This is a genomic window from Allokutzneria multivorans (assembly GCF_039537405.1).
Lineage (GTDB): Bacteria > Actinomycetota > Actinomycetes > Mycobacteriales > Pseudonocardiaceae > Allokutzneria > Allokutzneria multivorans.
The window spans coordinates 760,270-777,323 of sequence record NZ_BAABAL010000018.1 but is presented as its reverse complement, the minus strand read 5'-3'; the positions used below and the strand labels follow the sequence as shown (position 1 = coordinate 777,323).

General features: G+C 68.5%; 16 protein-coding genes. 12 read left to right on the top strand and 4 right to left on the bottom strand.

Annotation, left to right across the window (positions count from 1 at the left end; genetic code table 11):
• Positions 1-162 precede the first annotated feature (162 nt).
• Positions 163-900, top strand: coding sequence for a class I SAM-dependent methyltransferase (locus ABD798_RS27655; protein WP_344880808.1), 738 nt, complete (start codon positions 163-165; stop codon positions 898-900).
• Here ABD798_RS27655 and ABD798_RS27650 read toward each other — a convergent pair.
• The 4 genes from ABD798_RS27650 to ABD798_RS27635 are packed head-to-tail and all read right to left on the bottom strand — an operon-like array spanning position 897 to position 4,089.
• A complete protein-coding gene (locus ABD798_RS27650; RefSeq protein WP_344880805.1) occupies positions 897-1,535 on the bottom strand; it encodes a response regulator in 639 nt (212 codons plus the stop codon). The genes ABD798_RS27655 and ABD798_RS27650 overlap by 4 nt on opposite strands.
• Positions 1,532-2,656, bottom strand: coding sequence for a sensor histidine kinase (locus ABD798_RS27645; protein WP_344880802.1), 1,125 nt, complete (start codon positions 2,654-2,656; stop codon positions 1,532-1,534). Before ABD798_RS27645 ends, ABD798_RS27650 begins: the two co-directional genes overlap by 4 nt.
• The gene (locus ABD798_RS27640) at positions 2,657-3,373 is read right to left on the bottom strand and encodes an ABC transporter permease (protein ID WP_344881009.1); all 717 of its coding nucleotides are present in this window, start codon (positions 3,371-3,373) and stop codon (positions 2,657-2,659) included.
• A 2-nt stretch (positions 3,374-3,375) separates the two neighbouring features.
• Complete coding sequence (locus ABD798_RS27635; protein WP_344880798.1) at positions 3,376-4,089, bottom strand: ABC transporter ATP-binding protein; 714 nt, start codon at positions 4,087-4,089, stop codon at positions 3,376-3,378.
• A gap of 142 nt (positions 4,090-4,231) precedes the next feature.
• Between ABD798_RS27635 and ABD798_RS27630 the strand changes: the two genes are divergently transcribed.
• From ABD798_RS27630 to ABD798_RS27580, 11 genes are all read left to right on the top strand, one after another.
• A complete protein-coding gene (locus ABD798_RS27630) occupies positions 4,232-4,573 on the top strand; it encodes a ClpX C4-type zinc finger protein (RefSeq protein ID WP_344880795.1) in 342 nt (113 codons plus the stop codon).
• Positions 4,574-4,625: 52 nt separating this feature from the next.
• Positions 4,626-5,486, top strand: a complete 861-nt coding sequence (locus tag ABD798_RS27625) for a pirin family protein (RefSeq protein ID WP_425549277.1) — start codon at positions 4,626-4,628, stop codon at positions 5,484-5,486.
• Positions 5,486-7,384 (top strand): S9 family peptidase, encoded by a 1,899-nt coding sequence (locus tag ABD798_RS27620; RefSeq protein ID WP_344880789.1) that lies wholly within the window; start codon positions 5,486-5,488, stop codon positions 7,382-7,384. Before ABD798_RS27625 ends, ABD798_RS27620 begins: the two co-directional genes overlap by 1 nt.
• A gap of 104 nt (positions 7,385-7,488) precedes the next feature.
• Entirely contained in the window at positions 7,489-8,439 is a 951-nt protein-coding gene (locus ABD798_RS27615) for a hypothetical protein (protein ID WP_344880786.1), read from the top strand.
• Positions 8,440-8,523: 84 nt separating this feature from the next.
• Positions 8,524-9,468, top strand: a complete 945-nt coding sequence (locus ABD798_RS27610) for a hypothetical protein (protein WP_344880783.1) — start codon at positions 8,524-8,526, stop codon at positions 9,466-9,468.
• Positions 9,469-9,479: 11 nt separating this feature from the next.
• Positions 9,480-10,136, top strand: a complete 657-nt coding sequence (locus ABD798_RS27605; RefSeq protein WP_344880779.1) for an ImmA/IrrE family metallo-endopeptidase — start codon at positions 9,480-9,482, stop codon at positions 10,134-10,136.
• The gene (locus ABD798_RS27600; protein WP_344880776.1) at positions 10,133-11,170 is read left to right on the top strand and encodes a BUD32 family EKC/KEOPS complex subunit; all 1,038 of its coding nucleotides are present in this window, start codon (positions 10,133-10,135) and stop codon (positions 11,168-11,170) included. The genes ABD798_RS27605 and ABD798_RS27600 overlap by 4 nt, the downstream gene beginning before the upstream one ends.
• A gap of 691 nt (positions 11,171-11,861) precedes the next feature.
• Entirely contained in the window at positions 11,862-13,100 is a 1,239-nt protein-coding gene (locus tag ABD798_RS27595; RefSeq protein WP_344880773.1) for an HNH endonuclease signature motif containing protein, read from the top strand.
• A gap of 46 nt (positions 13,101-13,146) precedes the next feature.
• The gene (locus tag ABD798_RS27590; RefSeq protein ID WP_344880770.1) at positions 13,147-13,818 is read left to right on the top strand and encodes a hypothetical protein; all 672 of its coding nucleotides are present in this window, start codon (positions 13,147-13,149) and stop codon (positions 13,816-13,818) included.
• A gap of 260 nt (positions 13,819-14,078) precedes the next feature.
• Entirely contained in the window at positions 14,079-16,505 is a 2,427-nt protein-coding gene (locus ABD798_RS27585; RefSeq protein ID WP_344880767.1) for a LamG-like jellyroll fold domain-containing protein, read from the top strand.
• A 35-nt stretch (positions 16,506-16,540) separates the two neighbouring features.
• Positions 16,541-17,026 (top strand): GNAT family N-acetyltransferase, encoded by a 486-nt coding sequence (locus ABD798_RS27580; RefSeq protein WP_344880765.1) that lies wholly within the window; start codon positions 16,541-16,543, stop codon positions 17,024-17,026.
• Positions 17,027-17,054: the final 28 nt, after the last annotated feature.

The following is a 17,054-nucleotide window of genomic DNA, read 5'->3' as shown; positions in this document are numbered from 1 at the left end:
CAAGCGCACCTCCTTGATGACAACGTTGTCCAAAGGTGACTGGACTTCACCAAGGAGCCCCATGGGTGTCAATGCCTTACAGGCACCCTGTCCGGTCTTGTCCGGTTCAGCCGCATCTGAAGCTCCGGCACGCGACACCTCCGCTGTGCCATGGTGGAGTGCATGCCTGATCACTCCACAGTTGTTGAAGACGCTGTCGAGAACGCGGTCGAGAACGACTACGACTCCTTCGGCGAGGCTTACGCGAGGGAGAACGAGCGCAGCCTCATCAACAACTACTACGCGCGGCCCGCGATCCTGAACCTCGCGGGCGAGGTGGCCGGACGGCGGATCCTCGACGCGGGCTGCGGCGCCGGCCCCATCATGGCCTCCCTGCGCGAGCGCGGCGCAGAGGTCTCCGGCTTCGACTTCAGCTCCACGATGGTGCGCCTGGCCCGCGAGCGCCTCGGCGACGACGTCGACCTGCGGGTCGCTGACCTGACCGAGCCGCTGCCGTACGCCGACGGCGAGTTCGACGACGTCGTCGCGGCGCTGGTGCTGCACTACTTCGAGGACTGGGACGCGCCGCTGGCCGAGCTGCGTCGGGTGCTCAAGCCCGGTGGGCGGCTGATCCTGGCCGTGAACCACCCGACCGTCTACAAGTTCGTCCGCCCCGACGGCAACTACTTCGAGGTCGAGAAGTGGGTCGACGAGTACGTCTTCGACGGGCAGAAGGCCATGCTGACGTGCTGGCACCGCCCGCTGCACGCCATGACCGACGCCTTCACCGCGGCCGGTTTCCGGACGTCGGTCATCAGTGAACCGCACCCGGCCCCCGAGGCCTACGAGCTGTTCCCCGAAGACTTCAAGAACCGCAAGGCGTTCCTCTGCTTCCTCTTCTTCGTCCTGGAAGCCGCCTAGCGGCGGGGTTTGTTCAAGCGGAGCAGGCCTCGTTCGAGTGCGACGGTGACGGCGGCGGTGCGGTCGTCCACACCGAGCTTGGTGAACGCGTGCACCAGGTGCGTCTTCACCGTCGCCTCGGAGATCGAGAGTTCGCGGCCGATCGCGCGGTTGGTGTTGCCCTTCGCCACGAGGGCCAGGACCTCGATCTCGCGCTCGGTCAGCGACTCCTGCTTCGGTGCGCGCAACCGGCCGAACAGCTTCGCGGTCAGCTCAGGTGCGAGCACGGACTCCCCGCGCGCGGCGGCACGCACAGCGCGGAACAGCACTTCGCGCGGCGCGTCCTTGAGCAGGCAGCCCGTGGCCCCGGCCTCGACCGCGCGCACGATCTCGGTGTCCGCGTCGTAGGTGGTCAGCACGAGCACCTGCACTGACGGATGCGTGGACTGGAGCCGTTCGATCGCGCTGACCCCGTCGAGCACGGGCATGCGGAGGTCCATCAGCACCACGTCGGGCACCTCGCGGGCCACGACGTCCAGTGCGACCCTGCCGTTCTCCGCCTCGCCGACGACGTCGAAGTCTGCTTGTCCCGCAAGCATTCCGCGCAGTCCGTCGCGCACTACGGGGTGGTCGTCCACCACCACGACCCGGATCACGACGGCACCGACGCGGCGATGGTGGTGCCCTGTCCTGGCTCGCTCTCGATCGTCAGCTCGCCGCCCACGCCCTCGATGCGTTCGCGCATGCCCACCAAGCCGAATCCGCCCTCTCGCACGGAAGTGATGCCCGCGCCGTCGTCGTCCACGTCCAAGGTCACTGTGTCTCCGAGGTAGGACAGTGACACGATCACTCGGTTCGCGCCCGCGTGCCGCGCCACGTTGGTCAATGCCTCCTGGGTGATCCGCAGGAGCGCGGTCTCGGTTTCGGGGTGAAGCGCGGTGACGGAGCCGGTCGTCCGTAGCTCCGCGCGCACTCCGGATGTCGCCGACCACCGCGTGAGTGTGCGTTCGAGCGCCTGTGGCAACGAACGGTCCTCCAACAAATCCGGCCGCAGTGCCTGTACGGAGCGACGGACCTCGTCGAGCCCTTCGCGGGCCGTGCTGCGCGCGGTGAGGACGTGCTCGCGCGCGTCCTCAGCGCGGTCGTCGAACGCTTGGTCGGCGGCTTCGAGGTGCGTGACGATGCTGGTGAAGCTCTGCGCCACGGTGTCGTGCAGTTCGCGCGCGAGGCGTTCGCGCTCTTCAAGGACTCCGGCATGCCGCGAAGCGACGGCGAGCTCAGCGCGGGTGTCTCGCAGCTTCTCGTGCTGGCGCAGCAACGCGTTCACGAACAGCGCGATCAGCAACGCGACGGCCGTGGAGCTGAGCACGCTCAGCAGCACTCCGCGCGGCGCGGACGGCCCGGCGAGCAGCCAAGCGACCGCGCCGGTGACGCCGGCGACGGGCAGCAGTCCCCACCAGTCCAGCGTCACGAACATCAAGGGGTACAAGGCGTACAGCACGACGGAATAGCTCTGGTGCACCGACACCATGCCCAGCACCAGACCAGTCGCGCCGGTCCAGTACACGGTCATCGGCAGCACGCGGGTCCACCACTCCGGATGGCGCGCCACCATCAGCCAGTGCCACAGCAACGCCACGGCGGACAGGCCGAGCACGAGCACCTGGTCCGAACCGGACACGCGTGTGTCGGACAGCGTGATCACGGCCGCCACGACCATCATCGCGACGAGCAGGGCGTGCAGGACGCCGACCCGTTCCCACAGGCGCTCTTCCACCTACCGTGACTCCCACCTGAACGTGCGCAGCGCGATGACCGTACCGATCACTGCGGTTCCCAGCAGCACGACGAGCGCGGTGCCGTCGAGCACTCCGTGCGCCCACGCTGCCCTGATCCCGTTCACAGCGTAGGTGACCGGTATGACGTCGCCGATCTGCCGCGCGAACTCCGGCAGCGCCTCGCGCGGTAGCAACACGCCGGATACAAAGATCGACGGAAAGTACAGCGCAGCCGCCACAGCCTGCGTCATGCGCACGGTGGGGAGCACGGAGCCCAGCAGGAACCCGAGCGCCAGAATGCAGCACGCGGCCGCCGCCGACACCAGTAGTACCAAGGGAATCGACGCAGGCCGTGACAATCCGAAGAACGTCGAAGCGACTGCGATCAACAGCGCCGCGCCTAGCACACTTATAAGCAAGTTCATCAGCGCGTGCGAGCCCAGGATCTGCCACGGGCGCAACGGGCTCACGCGCATGCGGCGCAGAATTCCCTTGTCCCGGTAGTCCGCGAGCGTCTCGGCCAAGCCCATGACCCCAGAGGTCGTCAGTACGTACACGAGGTACCCGGCGATGATCGCGTCGATGTACTGACGGTTGCCCGTGGCGCCGTTGAGGGACAGCAGCGCCAACGGCATCGCGATAGTGAAGAACACGGCTGCGGGCTCGCGGAGGAACAACGCGCACTCCACGCGCGTAAGCACGAACAGAGGACGCATCCTCACGCGGCCTCCTCAGTCAGTGACAGGTAGGCGGACTCCATGTTGGGGTGAGCGCCGCGCAGCTCCGCAGGGGTGCCCGCGGCGACCACGCGACCGCCCGCGATCACGACGAGCCGATCGCACAGCTGCTCGGCCTCGTCCATCGCGTGCGTCACGAGCAGCACGGACACGCCTCGCGCTTGCAATGTCCTTACCAAGGACCACGTTTCTCGCCGCGCGGCCGGATCGAGCCCCGTGGTCAGCTCGTCCAGCACGACCACCTCCGGCTCGCCGAGCAACGCCAACGCGATGAACAACCGCTGCTTCTGCCCGCCGGAGAGCGCGGCGAACGCGGTGCCGTGGTGCTTGGCCAGCCCCCAATCGGCCAGCAGCGTCTCGGTGTCCGCGTGCCGGGGATAGGCGGACGCGAACATCTGCATCGCTTCGCGCACCTTCATGCGGCTCGGCAGTACGGCGTGCTGGAGCTGCACACCGACCCGGTGTCGCACAGACGGATCGGTAGCGGGATTGCGCCCGAGCACGCGCACGGTGCCGCTGTCGGGCTCGCGCAGACCAGCCGCGCACTCGACGGTTGTGCTCTTCCCAGCGCCGTTCGGGCCGAGCACACCAAAGACCTCACCGCGCACCACATCGAACGAGATTCCGTCCACGGCGACCTTCCTGCCGTACGCCTTGCGGAGGTCCCTGACCGAGACCACGACGTCCTTCTTCATGTCGATCAGCGTCGTGCGCGGACCGGTGCGCGGACATCGTGCGAGCGCTGGGGTCCGCATCCATCGTTCGGTTGAGATCACGGGGAGCTTGTCAGGGCAGCCCTGACGTGTCAGGCTGGACCTGACACGCGAGGAGGTCACTGTGGAAACCCGTTGTTCGTTCTGCGCCAAGCACCACACCGAGGTCAACAAGGTCGTCGCCGGGCCGGGGGTGTTCATCTGCGACGGCTGCGTGGGCATGTGCGTGGAGATCATCGCCAGCTCGGCGGAGGCGCCGGTTGAGTGGCCCGACTCGACGCAGATGACCGACGAGGAGATGCTGGAGGCGCTGCCGCGCGTGGCCGCCGTGGAGAAGCAGGTCGACGCCGCACTGCGGATCTGGGTGACGAGGCTGCGCGAGCGCGGCGTGGCTTGGGGCCGCATCGGCGAGGCGCTCGGTGTCACGCGGCAGACCGCGTGGGGCCGGTTCTCCGGAGAGGAATGACCAGGTGGAGATCCTGACAGCGCGGGACGTCCCGCTCGGCGGACCGCGCGCGATGACAGTGCGCCGCACGTTGCCGCAGCGCCACAGGTCGCTGATCGGCGCGTGGTGCTTCGTCGACCACTACGGCCCCGGCGAGGTCAGCATGGACGTCGCGCCGCACCCGCACACCGGGCTCCAGACGGTGAGCTGGCTGTTCAGCGGCGAGATCGAGCACCGTGACAGCCTCGGCAGCCACGCGCTGATCCGCCCCGGCCAGCTGAACCTGATGACCAGCGGCGACGGCATCTGCCACTCCGAGGTCTCCACAGCCTCCACGGCGGTGCCGCTGCACGGTGTCCAACTGTGGGTCGCGCTACCGGAAGCGCATCGCCACACCGCGCGCGACTTCGTCAGCTACATCGCGGAGCCAGTGCGGTACGAGAGCGCGTCGCTGCGCGTCTTCCTGGGCAGCCTTGCGGGGAGCACGTCACCGGTCACCACGTTCACGCCTCTCGTCGGCGCGGAGATCGTCCTGGACGCGCGCGCCCGCGTGGAGCTACCGGTCGACCCGGACTTCGAGCACGGAGTTCTGCTGGACTCCGGCCGCGTCTCGGTCGCGGGAACTGAGCTGAACCTGAATGACCTTGCTTATTTGCCAACGGGTTCGTCACAGTGCGAGCTGGTGAACCACGGCGCGGAGCCCGCGCGTCTGCTGCTGATCGGCGGAGAGCCGTTCCAGGAGCAGATCCTCATGTGGTGGAACTTCGTCGGCCGTACGCACGAGGAGATCGTCGCATTTCGTGAAGCGTGGCAGGGAGAGTCCGAGCAGTTTGGCAGCGTCGACGGCTACACGGGCGTGGTCCAGCGACTGCCCGCGCCCGCGCTGCCCGGAGTGACCCTCAAACCGCGCGCCCTTCCGAAGGAGAGCTTGTAGTGCCCGAACTGACAGCTGACCTGATCGTCGACGGCAAGGTGCCGAGGAACCCGGTGATCTCGCCGGACGGTCGTTGGGTGGTCTACCCCGCGCACCCGCTGAGCAAGGCGGGGGAGCACCCGGTCAGCGCGTTGTGGGTGGTGGCGGCCGACGGCAGCGCGCCGCCGCGCCGGCTGACCGCCGGGACCGCCGCCGACACCGCGCCCAAGTGGTCGGCGGACTCGCGGACCGTCTACTTCCTCTCCGACCGCGCCGAGTGGGGAAAGCGGCAGCTGCACCGCATCCGGATCGACGGCGGCGAGGCCGAGGCGCTGACCACGTGGAAGAGCGGGATCAGCGACCACCTGCCGCTCGCGGACTCCGCGACGGTCGCGTTGACGGCGGTGGACGAGCCGACCGAGGAGGACGAGCGACGCGAACGCGAGCGCGACGACGCCCGCGTGTACGGAGAGCGCGTCCGCAACGCCCGGCTCCGACTGCTCTCCTTGGCGGACAAGGAGGTCAGCACTCCGGTCGGCCTGCCGGACCGGCACGTGACCCACCTGGCGCAGCGCCACGACGGCGGAGCGCTCGCCCTGCTGACCCAGGTCGATCCCGAGGTCTCCTCCGCGTTCCGCGACACCCGGGTGCACCTGTTCGATCTTGAGACCGGCGAGGCGCGAGAGCTGGGCGGCACCCCGGCCTCGCCGTCGGCGCTGACCTGGTGGCGCTCCGGGGACGAGTGGCGGATCGCGCTGCTCGCCACCACGCCGCCCACCCTCGTCGGCGGCGAGGCCGTCATCTCCTTGGACCTCTCCGGCGAGATGCGCAACCTCAGCGCGGGGATGCCGGTGTGCCCGCAGTCCCTCGCCGCGCCCGCCACCGGCGGACTGCTCGCGCTGTTCGCGGACGGGCTGGACACCGCGCTGTACCGGCTCTCCGGCGGCGAGTTCACCGAAGTGTCCACTGTGGACGGATTCGCGAACTCGCTGACGACCAGCTCCTCCGGCGAGGTCGTCGCGGCGGTGATGAGCACGAGCTACCAGCCGATCGAGGTCCACGCGGGACCGCAGGCCGGGCCGTACGCGCGCCTCACCGACATGCGTCCCGAGCTGGCGGGGATCACCTGGGGACGCCAGGAGCGCTTGGCGTACAAGGCATCCGACGGGCTCGCCCTGGACGGCCTGCTCGTCCTCCCGCCGGGCAAGACCCGTGCCGACGGGCCGTTCCCGCTGGTCACGATCGTGCACGGCGGCCCGTACTACCGCCAGGCCGACGAGCTGACCGTGCACTGGGTCCCGACCGGACAATGGCTCGCGGCCGCCGGCTTCGCGGTGTTCATGCCCAACCCGCGCGGTGGCTCCGGGCACGGGCACGAGTTCGCCGCCAGCGTCGCGGGCGCGGTCGGGATCGACGACTGGACCGACATCGTCACCGGGATCGACCTGCTGGTGGCCGAAGGCGTCGCCGACCCAGAGCGGCTCGGCATCGGAGGCGGCAGTCAGGGCGGCTTCATGACGGCGTGGGCGGTCGGGCAGACCGACCGCTTCCGCGCGGGCGTGATGCTCGCGGGCATCAGCGACTGGGGCCAGATGATCGGCGCCGGTGAGATGGCCGAGTACGACGGCACGCTGGGCGGCAGCACCGGCTGGGAAGGCGTTGGCCCGCACCGGCACGACGCGCTGAGCCCGGTCTCGCACGCGTCGAAAGTGACCACCCCGGTGCTCATCCTGCACGGCGAGGTCGACCCGAATGTCCCACTGGCGCAAGGGGAGTACTTCCACCGAGCACTGCTGGCGCACGGTGTCGAACATGAGTACGTGATCTATCCAAGGGAGCCGCACAGCATCGCCGAACGAGCGCACCAGCTCGACGTGCTGCGGCGGAGTCGCGGGTGGTTCACCCGGTGGTTGCAGTGATCGCAAACGATCCGACATCGGTCGGATAACTCAACGTAAAAGAGCAGTTCCTCACCGTCACTTCGCGCGTATGTTCGATGTGGAGAGAGGGAGAGGGGGGCGTCATGTCCGCCTACGACGAGATACGCGAACACCGCCGGTTCGGGCCGCTGTGCCTCGCGCTGACCCTCCGGTTGCTCAGCGAGGAGGTGCGGAGGTTTCCGGCGCTCACCCCGGAGCAGGGCTGGCAGCCCGCCGAGCTGGAGGACCTGCTCGGTGAGTTCCTGGTCGACCGGATCAAGCCCGTCACCGCCAACCTGCTGGCGCTGGCCACCGACGAGGACTCGCTCGGCAAGCTGCTGCGGACCTCCATCCGGCGGTGGCTGGTCGACCGCGCGCGCACGACGGCGGTCGGCGCGCTGCGCCGCGCACTGGAGAAGGTCCTCTCCACCACCTCCGACTTCGAACAGGTGCCCGCGACCGAGCCGGGAGCGGGCAGGTGGCGGCTGGCGGGCAGCGGTGGCGCTCCGTGGGGAGGGAAGTTCGAGCACCTGGTCGAGGCCGCGCGCGGGGTGCCGAACGTGAAGATCCCCAAGTGGTCCAGCGAGACCCGCAGGGCCCCGGTCGCCGACTCCGCCTCGATCGCCGCCGTTGCCAAGGCGGTGCTCGCCGCGGCGGGGGGCAGCCTGGAACTGGGCCAGCTCGTCGTGGTCTTCCTGGCGCGCTTCCCGGTCGTGCTCGACCCGGTGGTGATCTCGCTGGACGAGGACGCCGGAACCCCGGTCGACCTCGGCGACGAGCTGACCCCGGAGGAGCAGGTCGTCGCGGCCGAGCAGGAGCTGGAGGCCGCGGTCGTGGCCGCCGAGATCGTGGGCATGCTCGCGCCGAGGGAGCGCAAGATCGTGCCCTACCTGGACAACCCCAGGGCGATCCAGGCGCTGCTGGGAATCGGCCGAAGCCAGGCCTACCAGCGGGCGAAGCGGCTCAAGGAGAAGCTCGCCCAGCTCATCGGCGACAGCGGCGACGCCAGCGCCGTGGCCCGCGAGGTGATCTGGCTCTGCAAGAACGGACGGTGAACACCGGATACCGGACGAATGACGAGTTGTGCCGTCAGTCAGGGATGCCAGACCCCGAATGGCCGACCAGGACGGGAGTGCACCATGAGTGACCCGGGATTGCCGCAGCGTTTTCTCGACCTGCTCCAGCAGGCGGGAGGGCCGGCGAACTCCTTCGGCGGACACGCCGGGAACGAGATCGAGACCGGTCAGCTGTGGCGGGCCAGATGGGACGGGGACCGCGTCCTCGTCCTCATCCTGAGCGTGGAGGGCCGGGACGTCATCGGCGCCCCGGTCACCCTCGACCCACCGGCGGAGGACGACCTCTGCCTGGTCGTGGACGAGTCCCGGAACGGTTCCGGAGTGCCCGCGACGCTGTGGGCCGGGCTGACCGGCCCCGTCCCCATCCGCGTGCTGGACCAGCCCGTGGAGCGGTGGGGACAGGACATCGTGCACTGGGCGGCGACGGCCGTCCCGGTGCCCGCCGAGGAGGTGCCCCCCGGCACCCGCCGAGGCCGCGCCATCGACTCGGCGCTGGAGCCCGCCGCCGACGTGCGCGCGGAGCTGGACGACACCCTCGACCGGCTGCGGCTGGCCCCGGCGCTGCCCGTGGTCAAGCCCGGCGACGCCCCGATCACCCTGGCCGCGCTGCTGGGCAAGGGGCCGAAGATCGACCTGCTGCGCACCGCGCTCGGCCTGCCGCAGCACGAGGTGATGAAGCTGCTCAGCGGTACCCGGCCGCTCACCTCCGACCTCGCGGCGGTGGTGGCGGCGGAGACCGGACTGTCCACCGAGGACGTCACGCAGGCGGTGCTCGCGCTGCCCCCGGAGCTGGTCTCCGAGGTCGAGCACCCGCGCTGGCGCACGACGTGGACCGAGGTGGCCGGGCGCGACGGCGTCGACGAGGCCACTGCCCGGCTCACGGCGAGCTACGGCACGTTCGCGCTGGCCGGAAGGCAGACCGGGACAGCCGCACCCGACTGGCGCGGGCGGGTGCGGCAGTTCCTCAACCGACCGGCCGACCCCGAACCCCCGAGGGAGGACTACTGACCCGATCGCTGGTGTCCGCGCAGGTCCGGGCCATGCTCGCGGTCCTCGACCGCAGGTGGCCCGGAGCCGCGCGGCGGCTGCGCCCCCATCCGATCGTGGAGCTGGCCTCGTGGCCGGAGATCCGCGTGCGGCTCGTCGAGGAACAGCTCGGCGAGTCCGGGTGCGCGGTGTCCGGCAGCTACCACCCGGAGCTGACCCCGCCGACGCTGCTCATCGGCCGCTCGCTGTCGCACCGGCGACGCGCGTTCACCGCGCTGCACGAGTTGGGCCACCACCTCCAGCAGACCGATGTCGCGCTCGGCGAGCGCACGTTCGAGGCCGCGAACCCGTTGCTGTTCCAGGAAAAGGCCTGCGACGCGTTCGCCGCCGCAGTGCTGCTGTCCTCGTTGGCTCGCCCTTGTTCCGCTCAGGACGTCGTTTCCGCCTATTTCAGTTCGGCCGCCTCTCGGGAAGCGTGTTGCGTCTGGGCTTCGCGGCACATTCGCGGGACCGTGGCGTTGCTGGATGCTTCTGGGAAGGTGCTTTTCGCTTCGCACCAGGGATTTTCGGCGAGTGCGCTCGTTCGCTCCGCGTTGCGCTCCCGTTCCGCCGTCTCGGATGCGACCGGCGACGCCGCGTGGTGCGACGGCTACCTCATCGTTGTTCTTCGCGTAGCTTCGTCTGCGTGACCTTGTCTGCGCGCATTGCCGACTACGGCTCAGTGTCCACCGCTTTGACCCTGCTCAGCGATTCTCGGCTGGCTTCGATGGTGGAGGCGGCCTCGGTGCTGAGCGTGGGGATCGGTGGCACCGCTTCGCTGATGGAGGTCGAGGGCGTCCGTGTCTTCGTGAAGCGCATTCCGGTCACCGATGCGGAGCGCTCGAACGTGCTGTCCACCGCGAATCTCGACGGCATTCCGCCGTATTTGCAGTACGGGGTGGGGACTCCGAACTCCACTGTCGGGTCTTCGGGTTTCAACGTGTGGCGCGAGGTCGCCGCGAACACCATGACGACGAACTGGGTGCTCGGCGGTTCGCGGGAGAACTTTCCGCTGATGTACCACTGGCGGCTGTTGCCTTTGTCGGCTACGCCGTCCGCTGTGGACGCTGTGGACGAGACCGTGGAGTTCTGGCACGGCTCTTCCGCTGTGCGTTCCCGGATCGAGGCCAAGGCGCGTGCTTCGGTGAGCGTCGTGCTGTTCCAGGAGTACCTTCCCGGTGACTTCGCCACGTGGCTTTCGAAGCAGGACCCTGCGGTTGTGGAGTCCCAGCTGCGCTCCACGGCGGCGTTCATGAACTCGCGCGGGCTCTACCACTTCGACGCGCACTTCGGGAACATGTTGACCGACGGGCATTCGGTGTACTTCGCCGACCTCGGCCTGGCCACGTCAACGCGTTTCGAGCTGTCGGCTGAGGAGGAGGCCTTTCTCCGGTTGAACGCCAGCCATGACGAGGTGTACGTGACGATGCGCCTGGTGAACTGGCTCGTGTCCTCCTACACCGGTCTTGAGCCCGCTTCGCGCAACGCCTACATCCGCCGCTGCGCTGAGGGGGAGCTGCCCGCTGAGCTACCCCCGGCCGCTGCGGAGATCGTCATGCGCAACGCGCCGGTCGTGGCGGTCATGAACGAGTTCTACTGGGGGTTGTTCACCGAGAGCCGGTTGACGCCGTATCCGGCTTCGGCGGTGGAGCAGGCTGGTTTCACCCCAACGCATCCGGGGTGAGCGGGGGCGGGAGGGGCCGCCGGGGTTGGGGTGTCTTCAAGACCAGCGAACCTGCCTGTTGATCATCGTTAACCGCTGCGAACCCTGGCGTTGGTGTCTTTTAGCTCTTTCCAGCCGGGTGCGGCTTGGCTTCCTGTTGGGGACGGCTGGGTTTCCTGGTCGGGGGACGGCTGGGCTTCCAGCGGGGTGCGGCTGCGTTTCCGGGTCGGGTACCGCTGGGCTTCCAGGTCGGGTACGGCTGGGGTTCCAGGATGGGAACGGCTGGGCTTCCGGGGCGGGGACGGCTGGGCTTCCAGCTGGGGAACGGCTGGAGCTTTTAGCTCTTTCCGGCGGGGTGCGGCTGCGCTTCCAGGTTGAGTTGGGTGCGTGGAGCGCGGGGGTTCCTGCGCGGGGGTCGGCTTGACCTGGGGCCCCTTGCGCGTGCCGTCATGGGCCGGGCGGGCACGGTGAAGGATCACCGGCCCACGCCAGCAAGCGTATGGCACGCGCTCCCCAGGTAAAGCCGACCGTTTCGCGGGCGCCTGGCGGTTTCGTTGTGGGTGGCTGTTTGTGGGGTGATGTCGACGGAGTCGACGGGCGGAAACTGTTGTGGCTCAACGTGATTCACTCTATGGGGACAGGATCTCGATCTTCGAATTTGAGACAATAGAGAGGAGGGGTGAGGGGGAGAAAGTTGTTTGATACCAACGCAATGATCGAGTCCTTGAAGGTGCATCTGGGGCAGCGGGATGCGTATCGGTTGACCGGTGATGCACTGCTGGACCACCTACGGAAGCACGAGACGATCCTGAACCTGGTGACTGCTTCGGCGATCGAGGTCGCTGCTGAGGCGGAGTCTCAGGGGTTGCCTGCGCGGGAAGGGTGTAAGGATCTGGCGGTGTTGTTGCGTGCCGCGTTGAAGATCGCGCCGGAGGATGCGAGTCGGCGTAGTCGGTTGGTGAAGCAACTGCCGTCGTTGGAGAGGGTGAGGGAGAAGTTGCATGCGGGGGTGATCAGTGCCCGGCATGCGCAGATCATCGCCGATACGGTGGCGAAGGTGCCTGTGAAGAAGGCGGAGGCGGTGGAGAGGGAGCTGTGTCGTCACGCGCCCCGCCTCAACCCCCGGCAGTTGATGTATGCGGCGAAGGTGACCCGGGCCCACTGCGACCCCGAAGGCACTTATCGGGATGAGAAGGAAGGTGTGGCGCAGCGGTCGGTGAAGATGGGCACCAACGAACACGGCCATCTGCACCTGATCGGCAGCTTCGACACGCTGACGGGGCAGAAGATCCAGGCCCTGATGCATGCCCTGGCCAAGAAACGTCCTGGCGATGACCGTACGACGGAGCAGCGGTATGCGGATGCTTTCGCGGAGGTGATCGATTTGGCGTTGGCGACGAAGGTGTTGCCGACCAACGGGGGCGAACGACCGCAGGTGATCGTCACGATCTCCTACGCCGATCTGATGGCCAGCCTCGGCACCGGCTACACCGCCTGGGGCGACCCCATCACCGCGCGCCTCGTGCGGCAGATCGCTTGCGATGCCAACATCCTCCCGGTCCTCCTCGGCGGAGAAGGCAGACCACTCGACGTCGGACGCAACCATCGCACCGCGACCCCAGCCATGCGCAAAGCGTTGGCGGTGCGAGACAAAGGATGCGCCTTCCCTGGTTGTGATCGGCCTCCGGCGTGGACGGAAGCTCATCACGTAGTGCACTGGCTTCATGGCGGCGACACGAAGATCGACAACCTGGTGTCGTTGTGTTCGCATCACCATCACGTGATGCACGACGAAGGCTGGAAGATCACCTTCCAACGCGGCATCCCGACCTTCATCCCGCCGCGTTGGGTCGATCCTGATCAGAAGCCGATGCGCAACATCCGTGTTGACGGGGCGGGAGACGTCCACTGTGGACGAACAAGTCGCGGCGAAGTTGCTGCTTACGGGTGAAGGATTGCCTACGTGGCAAACTCGATCCGTTCGTATTTTTCGGACTGTGCAGCCCACGAACCAGCCGACCAACGCGGACCTCGTCTCCGTCGCACTGCCCGCCATGCGCCTGCACCCGTCCCCCGGGCGACCGGGAACGGGACAGAGCCACATCGGCGGACCCCTGCTGTGGCCAGCCGATGAGCCGTGGCCGAGTCCGGCCTACAGCGAGCTCCAGCTCTACCGCAAGGACTTCCCGAGCCTGCCCTTCCCCAGGGGCACCGACCTGCTCCAGGTGCTCGTCTGCCCGGGCGGGACCCTGGACGGGCCGGGCGCGCAGGTCATCTGGCGGGCCTCCAAGGACGTCACCGACGTGACGGCGGAGCCACCGCCGCGCCCGCTCTACGACGACGACCACTTCCACGCCAAGCCCTGCGTGCTCGACCCGTGCCGGATCGACGAACACCCGCTCTCGGCCACCTTCGCGCAAGGGTGCAAGGTCGGCGGGTGGACCACCTGGTACGGCGGGGAACCGCACCACCTGCTGCGCTGCCCCCAGTGCTCCGAGGTGCGGCGGCCGCTGATCGGGCTGGACACCTACGAGTTCCCGCACGGCACGTGCTCCCACCAGCCGAAAACGGTCAACCCGGTCGGCTGGAAGTTCGGCAGCCTCGGCGCCCTCTACGTCTTCGCCTGCTCGCGGGACCCGAGACACCCGGTGATCACCTACGAGGACTGACCGGCACAGTCGAACAGGAAACAACACCGAACCGCTCGCCATTGGGCCGATCGGCGGTGTGGGTGTTCAAAGTTGATGAAAGCTGATCGAAGGCGTTGACACCTGTTCGTCCACGACTGTGGAATGGGCTCCGGTCGATGCCCCAGCCGCCTGCATCCGCCTGTTGGTCCTCCTGAGAAGGGTGTTCGACAGTGCTGTCATCCCGAAGAGCGGTTCCGCGGTTCCTGACCACCGCGGCCGCGTTAGCCTCTGCCCTGCTGATGACCACCTCCGCGGCGACGGCCGCTGCGCCGCAGTGGTCACCGGCCAAGCCCCGCATGGTCACCCCGTGGACCCACCAGGTGGGACCGGACAACGCCCTCCCCGAGTACCCGCGACCCCAGCTCGTCCGCAAGGACTGGCAGAACCTCAACGGCCTCTGGGAGTTCGCGGGCGCCGCGCCGGGGCAGGCGCCGCCGGTCGGCAAGCCGCTCGCCGAGCGCATCCTGGTGCCCTACCCCACGGAGTCGGCGCTCTCCGGCATCCAGCGGCACGAGGACAACATGTTCTACCGCCGCACCTTCACCGTTCCCCGGAACTGGAAGATCGGGGAGAACCGGCTGAAGCTGAACTTCGGCGCGGTCGACTACAAGGCCGTGGTGTGGGTCAACGGCAAGCAGGTGGCCACGCACCAAGGCGGCTACGGCGCGTTCTCCGCCGACGTCACCTCGGCGCTGACCGCGTCCGGGCCGCAGGAACTGATCGTCGGGGTCGAAGACCGGGCCGACGCGACCTGGCAGCCGGTCGGCAAACAGCGCCTCGTCCCGGACCGGGGCATCTTCTACGAGGGTGCCTCCGGGATCTGGCAGACCGTCTGGATGGAGCCCGTCGCTCCCGCCCGCGCGGAAACGCTGGAGATGGTGCCGGACCTGCGGACCGGCAGCCTCAAGCTCACGGTCGACACCGGAGGCTCCGCCGCAGGTCACACCGTGGAAGCCGTGGTGCGCGACGGTCGCCGGGTGGTCAGCAGGACCGAGGGCCGGGCCGACCAGCCGATGAGCTTGCCAGTACCGCAAACGAAGCTCTGGACGCCTGACACACCGTTCCTCTACGACCTGGATGTCGTGGTCAAGGACCGAAATCGGCCCGTCGACCGCTTTTCCTCCTACTTCGGAATGCGCGAGATCGGCAGCACGCGCGGCAAGGACGGCAAGCTCAGGCTGACCCTCAACGGGAAGATCCTCTTCCAGATGTCCACGCTCGACCAGGGCTACTGGCCGGACGGCATCTACACCGCGCCCACCGACGCCGCGCTGCGCTTCGACCTCGAACAGCACAAGGTCCTCGGGTTCAACACCGTGCGCAAGCACATCAAGACCGAGCCGGACCGCTGGTACCACCACGCCGACAAGCTCGGCCTGCTCGTCTGGCAGGACATGCCGTCGATGAAGACCGGCGGCCGTCCTCCCGCCGACGCGCAGCAGCAGTTCGAGCGCGAACTCCAGGAACTGGTGCGGCAGAAGAAGAACTGGACCTCCGTCATCGGCTGGATCCCGTTCAACGAGGGCTGGGGCGAATGGGACCGGCAGGCCACCGGCCGCATCGCCGACGCCGTCCGCGCACAGGACCCGAGCCGTCCGGTGAACGCGCACAGCGGGGTCAACTGCTGCGACTCGCTCGGCGACTCCGGCAAGGGCCAGGTGCTCGACTGGCACGCCTACCCCGGGCCCGCCAAGCCCATGCCGGACGCCACCCGCGCCGCCATCGACGGCGAGCACGGCGGCTACGGCCTGGAGGTCGAGGGCCACATGTGGTTCGGCGAAGGCCACGCCTACGAGATGGTGAAGGACAAGGACACCCTCACCAAGCGCTACGTGCAGAACCAGAAGGACGTGCTGGCGGCCGCGCGCGGCTGCGCCATCAGCGGGGCGATCTACACCCAGATCACCGATGTGGAGCACGAGGTCAACGGCTTCTTCACCTACGACAGACAGGTGAAGAAGATGGACTTCGGCCAGGTGCGCGCGGTCAACGAGGAGGTCATCCGGGGCGCGGACGGCAGCGGGGGCGGGCAACCCGAACCCGGGCCGGGCACTCCGGGGCTCAACGGGGTGCACGCCTACAAGTTCGACGAGGGCGGCGGCACCACGGCCACCGACGCGGTCGGCAAGGCGCACGCGGCGCTGACCAACGCGACCTGGACGGGCGGGGTGACCGGCGGCGCCGTGTCCTTCGCGGGCAACGGCCATGCCGACACGGGCACCACCCAGGTCGACACCTCCAGCAGCTACTCGGTGTCGGCGTGGGTCAAGCTCGACGAGGCCGGGGGCGCGTTCCAGACCGTCGTCAGCCAGGACACCGGACGCGACAGCGCCTTCTTCCTCCAGTACTCCGGCCAGGAACAGCGCTGGGCGATGAGCTTCGTCGGCCTGCGCGCGCTGTCGCCGACCAAGCCGGAGGTGGGGAAGTGGTACCACCTCACCGGGGTCCGCGACGCCAAGGCGGGCACGCTGTCGCTGTACGTGGACGGGGCCAAGGCCGCCGAGCAGAACGCGTGCATGGTCGCGAAGTCCACCGGTAACACCGTGATCGGCCGGGGCCAGTACGGCGGCAACCAGGTCGACCACCTCAAGGGAGCCGTCGACGACGTCCGCGTCTTCGACCGGGCCCTCAGCCCGGCCGAGATCGCCACCCTCGCCCGGAAGTGAGTCGGCGCCGGGCCCCGTTTTGTAGGCTGGACAGCATGTCCGGAGAGCAGAGCGGGGTCCGGCTCCACCCGATGACCGAGGCGGAGTACGAGCCGTACCGCCGCCGCTCGATCGAGAACTACGCCGCGATCAACGTCGAAGCCGGGAACTGGGGAGCCGAGCGCGCCCAGGAACTCGCCGAAGCCGAGTACGCGGAACTCCTCCCGCAAGGCCGCACCACACCGGGACACCACCACTTCACCGCCCGCGACGGAGACTCCGTCGTCGGCACGCTCTGGATCGCCGAACGCGACGAGCGCACCGGCCGCTTCGCCTACGTCTACGACATCCACGTCGACGAGGGAGCACGCGGAAAGGGCCACGGCGAAGCGATCATGCGAGCCGCCGAGGCCGAAGCCCGCGCGCTCTGCGTGGACGCGATCAAGCTCAACGTGCACGGACACAACGTGGCCGCGCGCTCGCTCTACGCGAAACTCGGCTACGGCGAGGTGAACATCCTGATGACGAAGCGGCTCACCTGAGCCGTTTCCGCTGGCGATCATCCCGGCG